This is a genomic window from Ferrovibrio sp. (assembly GCF_029255545.1).
Classification (GTDB): Bacteria; Pseudomonadota; Alphaproteobacteria; order Ferrovibrionales; family Ferrovibrionaceae; genus Ferrovibrio.
This window is the reverse complement of sequence record NZ_JANLJJ010000047.1, coordinates 47,446-53,138: the sequence shown is the minus strand read 5'-3', so window position 1 is coordinate 53,138 and position 5,693 is coordinate 47,446. Positions and strand designations below refer to the sequence as shown.

The window sequence follows — 5,693 nt, the reverse complement described above, 5'->3', positions numbered from 1 at the left end:
CGCGGTATCGCGGCCGTCGGCGAACATGTGGATCCACACCTTCACGCCGGCCTGGGCGAAAATCTTCGCCACCGCGGCCATGTGGTCCTGGTGCGAATGCACGCCGCCATCCGACAGCAGGCCCAGCAGGTGCAGGCTGCCGCCGCTCTGTTTCAGCTTGGCGATCAGGTCGGCGAGGGCGGGATTCTGCGCCAGGCTGCCATCGGCCACCGCATTGTCGATACGACCCAGATCGGGCACGGCGATGCGGCCGGCGCCGATATTCATGTGGCCGACTTCCGAATTCCCCATCTGGCCATCGGGCAGGCCAACATCGCGGCCCGAGGTGCCGACCCGGGCGAACGGGCGGGTTTCCAGCAGGCGGCGGTAATTGGGCAGCCGCGCCTGGGCCAGCGCATTGTCGGTCGGGTCCTCGCGCAGGCCCCAGCCGTCCAGGATGCACAAAACGACAGGTTTTTTGGCTTCGGCGGTCTCGGTCATGGTGTCTGGCAAAGCGTCTGGCGGAAAACGGTGGGAATTCAGGCCTTACATAGCGCAACCGGGCGGGTCCGTCACGCCGGGCTTTCCCATCGCCGTGATCGATTCCGCCGATAATCGCGGTCAGTCGCGGTGGTAGGGATGCCCGGCCTGCAGGCTCCAGGCCCGGTAGAGCTGTTCCAGCAGCATCACCCTGGCCAGCAAATGCGGCCAAGTCATGGCCGACAGCGAGAGCGTCAGCCGGGCTTTTGCCGTCACGGCGGAATCCAGCCCGTCGGCGCCGCCAATCAGGAAGGCCACCTCCTGCTCGCCGCCATCACGCCATTTCTCCAGGGTTTCGGCGAATTGCCGGCTGGACAGGCTTTTGCCCCGCTCATCCATCGCCACAAGCACGGCGCCCTTCGGCACGGCAGCCAGCAGCAATTCGGCCTCGCGCGCCTTGCGCTCGACGGCGCTGCCGCCCTGCTTGCGGTCTTCCACCTCGCGGATGGTCACCGGCCAGGGCAGGCGCTCGCGATAGGATTCGACCAGGCTCTGGGCCGCGTCATGCTTGGCCCGCCCGGCCCGGCCGATGCAGGCAATGGTGATCTTCATGGGTGATTTTCATCGCTCTGGCCAGGCCACACTCCTGGCCGGAGCGATGCTGTCCATCAGGCCGCGGCGGGCTCGGGAATGGCGGCGCCCCACATCTTTTCCAGATTGTAGAAGCTGCGCACTTCCGGCCGGAAGATATGCACGACGATGTCGCCGGTATCGATCAGCACCCAGTCGCCTACCGCCTTGCCCTCGGCGCGCACCTTCTTGCCGGTCTCGCGGGTGATGCGCTCGACCAGATGCTCCGCGATGGCGGCGACCTGGCGCGAGGACCGGCCCGAGGCAACGACCAGGAAATCGGCGATCGAGGATTTTCCGGTCAGCTCGATCGAGACGATGTCTTCGGCCTTGTCGTCGTCCAGCGATTTCAGGATCAGCTTGTGCAGCTTCTGCACCGCGGCCGGAATGGCGGCGCGACGGGCTTCGGCCTTTTTCGGATCAATCGGCTTTTTCGCGGGTTTCGGCTTGGATGCCGCCTTGGCGGCCTTGGTGACGGCGCTGGTTACCGTCTTCTTTTTCGCCGCGCCCTTGGCTGGCGCCTTGGTCTTGGGGACCGGCTTTGCGGCTGATTTGGTCTTTCCGGCAGGTTTCTTGCCGGCTGAACTCTTTGCGGTGGAAGCGGCCTTGGGCTTGGAGCCGGCGGTCGCGGCAGCGCGTTTGCGCGTCGTGGTGGTTGCTATGGCTTGGTCCTCCTGACTGGAGTCCTCCGGAAACTGACATCCGATTCGGCCGGCTAACCTGCCGAATCGGATGTCAGTTTATCGCGACTCGGGTTACCCGACAATGAAAGTCGTGTGAAACGCCGGGCCGGACGACTCAGAGGAACCACAGCCAGGTGATCAGGCCAAACGGGATCAGCAGCAGCGGCGCCGACCACAGCATGTAGCCGAAGAAGCTGGGCATGCGGACGCCCGACTGCTCGGCAATCGCCTTGACCATGAAATTCGGCGCGTTGCCGATATAGGTCAGGGCCCCCATGTAGACGGCGCCCATTGAGATGGCGAGCAGGGTGTTGGCCAACGGGCCCATCAGCGTTGCGGCGTCGCCGCCGGCCATGTGGAAGAACACCAGATAGGTCGGTGCATTGTCGAGGAAGGCCGACAGCATGCCGGTCAGCCAGAAATACATCTCGTCGCGCGGCCCGCCATCCGGTCCGGTGGCGAGCGCGATCAGGTCGCGCAGCTGGCCGTCGCTGCCGGCGCGCAGGATGGCGATCACCGGCACGATGGTGACGAAGATGCCGGCGAACAGCTTGGCCACCTCCAGGATCGGTTCCCAGTTGAAGCCGTTGCCGACTCGCGTGCTTTTGGTGGTGATCAGCAGCGAGATGCCGGCCAGGCCGAGCAGGATGACATCGCGCGCCAGGTTCTGCGGCTTCACCTCCACGCCACCGACATCGAAGCTCCAGTCCGGCTGCCAGGTGCCCGACATCAGCACCGCGCCGACCACGCCAGCCAGCAGGAAGATGTTCAGTCCGCCCTCGACGCGGATCGATGTATCAGGCGTCGGATCGCGGGTGACGCCTTCCTTGATGTAGTAGTGGCGGTCGACCACGTAAAACAGCGCCAGCAGGATCATGCCGAGCAGCAGGGTGGGGGCGAACATCGCCTCCATGGTCCAGAAGAAGCGCACGCCGTTGAGGAAACCGAGGAACAGCGGCGGATCGCCCAGCGGCGTCAGCGCGCCGCCGACATTGGCCACCAGGAAGATGAAGAAGATGACGACGTGAACATTGTGCCGGCGGTTGTCGTTGGCGCGGATCAGCGGCCGGATCAGCAGCATGGCGGCGCCGGTGGTGCCCATCCAGCTGGCCAGCACGGTGCCGGCTGCCAGCAGGCCGGTATTCAGGCTGGGCGAGCCATGCAGGTTGCCGACGATGCGCACGCCGCCGGCGATGGTGAACAGCGACAGCAGCAGAATGGTGAAAGGCAGGTATTCATGCAGAGCCACCTCCAGCACCACATGCATGGCGCTGCCGATGCCGTCGCGCAGCGCGAAGGGCACCAGGAAAGCCAGGCCCCAGACGGCGGCGATCTTGCCGTAATGATGATGCCAGAAGGATGGCGCCAGTAGCGGCAGCAGCGCGATGGAGAGCAGGATGCCGGCGAAGGGCAGGCCCCACAGCAGCGTCAGGCTGGCGCCATCGATGCCAGCGGCCTGCGCTGGCGCGCCGGGCGTGAGCACGGTGAGCGCGGTGAACAGAACGGCAGTTACTGGCCCGGCCTTGCTGCGGGTCGGAATGGCAGGCATCGCGGCGCGCCCCCTCGGTTATTTTCGCGTCGTGTGTGTCGCGATCCGATATGGGGATTGCACATGCTTATGACAACCCTTCGCGGCACCCGTGCCGGTCAGAACATGAAGAACAGCAGGGTAACAAGCACGAAACATGGCAGCAGGATGCCGCAGCTCCACGCCATGTAGCCGAAAAAGCTCGGCATCTTCACGCTCATCTCCTCGGCAATCGCCTTCACCATGAAGTTCGGTGCGTTGCCGATATAGGAGTTGGCGCCCATGAATACCGCGCCGGCCGAAATCGCCAGCAATGTGGTGGCCATCTGCCCCATCAGCGTGGCGGCATCGCCGCTCGCCATGTTGAAGAACACCAGATAGGTCGGCGCATTGTCGAGGAAGCTCGAGAGCAAGCCGGTCAGCCAGAAATACATCACGTTGTTCGGCGCGCCGTCGGCATTCGAAGCCAGGCTGACCAGTCCACCCAGGGCGCCATCGGTGCCGGCGCGCAGGATGGCAATTGCCGGGATGATGGTGACGAAGATGCCGGCGAACAGCTTGGCGACTTCCGCGATCGGCCCCCAGGTGAACCCGTTATCGGCGCGCGTCTGCGCCTCGGTCAGCTTCAGCGAGGCGAAGGCGATGACGAGCAGCAACAGGTCGCGCGCCAGGTTCTGCAGCTCGATGTCGATGCCGAACAGGCTTATCTCCACGCCTGGTTTCCAGGTGCCCGACATCAGCACGGCGAGGATCACGGCGCCGAGCAGGATCAGGTTGACGCCGCCTTCGATGCCGATCGGGCTGTCCGGCGTCGGGTCGGCCTTCACGATGCCTTCCTTGCGGTAGAGATAGCTGTCGATGGCGTAGAACACGCCCAGCAGCACCACGACAACGACCAGCGTGGGCATGAACAGGGCCTGTGTGGTCCAGAAGAAATCGACACCCTTGAGGAAACCCAGGAACAGCGGCGGGTCGCCCAGCGGGGTCAGCGCGCCACCGATGTTGGAAACCAGGAAGATGAAGAAGATGACGACGTGAACATTGTGCCGGCGGTTGTCGTTGGCGCGGATCAGCGGCCGGATCATCAGCATCGAGGCGCCGGTAGTACCCATCCAACTGGCCAGCACGGTGCCGATGAACAGCATGGCGGTGTTCAGGCTGGGCGAGCCATGCAGGTTGCCGGTCAGGCGCACGCCGCCGGCCACGGTGAACAGGGCGAACAGCAGGATGATGAAGGGGATGTATTCATGCAACGCCACTTCCAGCAGCGCATGGCCGGTGGGTAGTGAACCGAACTGCAGCGCGAAGGGAACCACCACGCACAGGCCCCAGAAGGCGGCGACCTTGCCGTAATGGTGGTGCCAGAAATGCGGGGTGAACAGCGGCATCAGCGCGATCGACAGCAGGATGCCGGCAAAGGGTAGTACCCACAGGATGTTCAGCGCCTTGCCGTCGATGGCGGCAGCGGCCTCGGCCGGCAGGGCAGAACCCAGGCCCAGGGCAAAGCCAAGCGGAATGGCTGGCGCAACACGGCGCAGAATACGCGAACAGCTCATGATTCCCCCGAAACGACATCGCAATGGCGGCGGTACCATAGCGGTCCGTTGCCGGCCGGATCAACCGCCCGGCCGGTCGTCCGGCGTGACGAAATCGGCCTGCGGCTGGTCATAGCCCGCCGGGTCCTGGTGGATGATCACCTCGGCGCCGGGAAACAGCAGCAGCAGGCTGGCTTCGACCTCATCGGAGATGCGATGCGCCTCGCGCAGGCTGATCTCGGGATCGAGTTCGAGATGAAGCTGGATGAACACCTGGTTGCCGGACTGCCGGGTGCGCAGGTCATGGGCGGCCCGCGCCTCGGGATGGGCGCGCACGGTGGCCAGAATCTGCTCGCGGTCGGCATCGGCCATCTCGCGGTCCATCAGATGATCCAGGGCGCTGCGCACGATGTCGATGGCGCTTTTCAGGATCACCGCGGCGATGGCCAGCGCGCAGACCGGATCGAACCAGGCGAAATCGCCGCGGCTGGCCAGCAGCAGGGCGGCGATGACGGCAAGGTTGGTGGCCAGATCGCCGACATAATGCAGGCGGTCGGCCGAGACGGCCAGCGAGCCGGTCTGCTTCACCACATAGCGCTGATACAGCACCAGCGCGCCGGTCAACGCGATGGACAGCAGCATCACGGCGATGCCGGTCAGGCTTTGCTGCACCGGCTGCGGCGCCAGCAGGCGGTCGATCGATTCCACCACGAGGAACAGGGCCGAGCCGGCGATCAGCGCGGCCTGGCCCAGGCCGGCCAGCGCCTCGGCCTTGCCATGGCCGAAACGATGCTCGTCATCGGCGGGCGTCAGCGCGTGGCGCACCGCCAGCAGGTTGACCAGCGAGGCCAGCGCATC

6 protein-coding genes and 1 pseudogene are annotated in these 5,693 nt (G+C 65.1%); 1 reads left to right on the top strand and 6 read right to left on the bottom strand.

Annotated features, from left to right (window positions below; translation table 11 throughout):
- From Q1J79_RS09565 to rsfS, 3 genes and pseudogenes are all read right to left on the bottom strand, one after another.
- A pseudogene (locus Q1J79_RS09565) lies at positions 1-480 on the bottom strand (2,3-bisphosphoglycerate-independent phosphoglycerate mutase); the annotation flags it as partial.
- Between the two features lie 120 nt (positions 481-600).
- On the bottom strand, positions 601-1,071 hold the full coding sequence (rlmH, locus tag Q1J79_RS09560; protein ID WP_300299610.1) for a 23S rRNA (pseudouridine(1915)-N(3))-methyltransferase RlmH: 471 nt from the start codon (positions 1,069-1,071) through the stop codon (positions 601-603).
- Between the two features lie 56 nt (positions 1,072-1,127).
- A complete protein-coding gene (rsfS, locus tag Q1J79_RS09555) occupies positions 1,128-1,466 on the bottom strand; it encodes a ribosome silencing factor (protein ID WP_367182978.1) in 339 nt (112 codons plus the stop codon).
- 10 nt (positions 1,467-1,476) lie between these two features.
- On the opposite strand from rsfS, the gene Q1J79_RS09550 reads away from it, so the two are divergent.
- A complete protein-coding gene (locus Q1J79_RS09550) occupies positions 1,477-1,767 on the top strand; it encodes a hypothetical protein (protein WP_300299608.1) in 291 nt (96 codons plus the stop codon).
- A 120-nt stretch (positions 1,768-1,887) separates the two neighbouring features.
- On the opposite strand, the gene Q1J79_RS09545 is transcribed toward Q1J79_RS09550, so the two are convergent.
- The 3 genes from Q1J79_RS09545 to Q1J79_RS09535 all read right to left on the bottom strand — a co-directional run.
- Entirely contained in the window at positions 1,888-3,321 is a 1,434-nt protein-coding gene (locus Q1J79_RS09545) for a sodium:proton antiporter (protein WP_300299606.1), read from the bottom strand.
- 98 nt (positions 3,322-3,419) lie between these two features.
- The gene (locus Q1J79_RS09540) at positions 3,420-4,856 is read right to left on the bottom strand and encodes a sodium:proton antiporter (protein ID WP_300299604.1); all 1,437 of its coding nucleotides are present in this window, start codon (positions 4,854-4,856) and stop codon (positions 3,420-3,422) included.
- Between the two features lie 60 nt (positions 4,857-4,916).
- A partial coding sequence (locus Q1J79_RS09535) for a cation diffusion facilitator family transporter (protein ID WP_300299602.1) occupies positions 4,917-5,693 on the bottom strand: 777 nt, incomplete at its 5' end.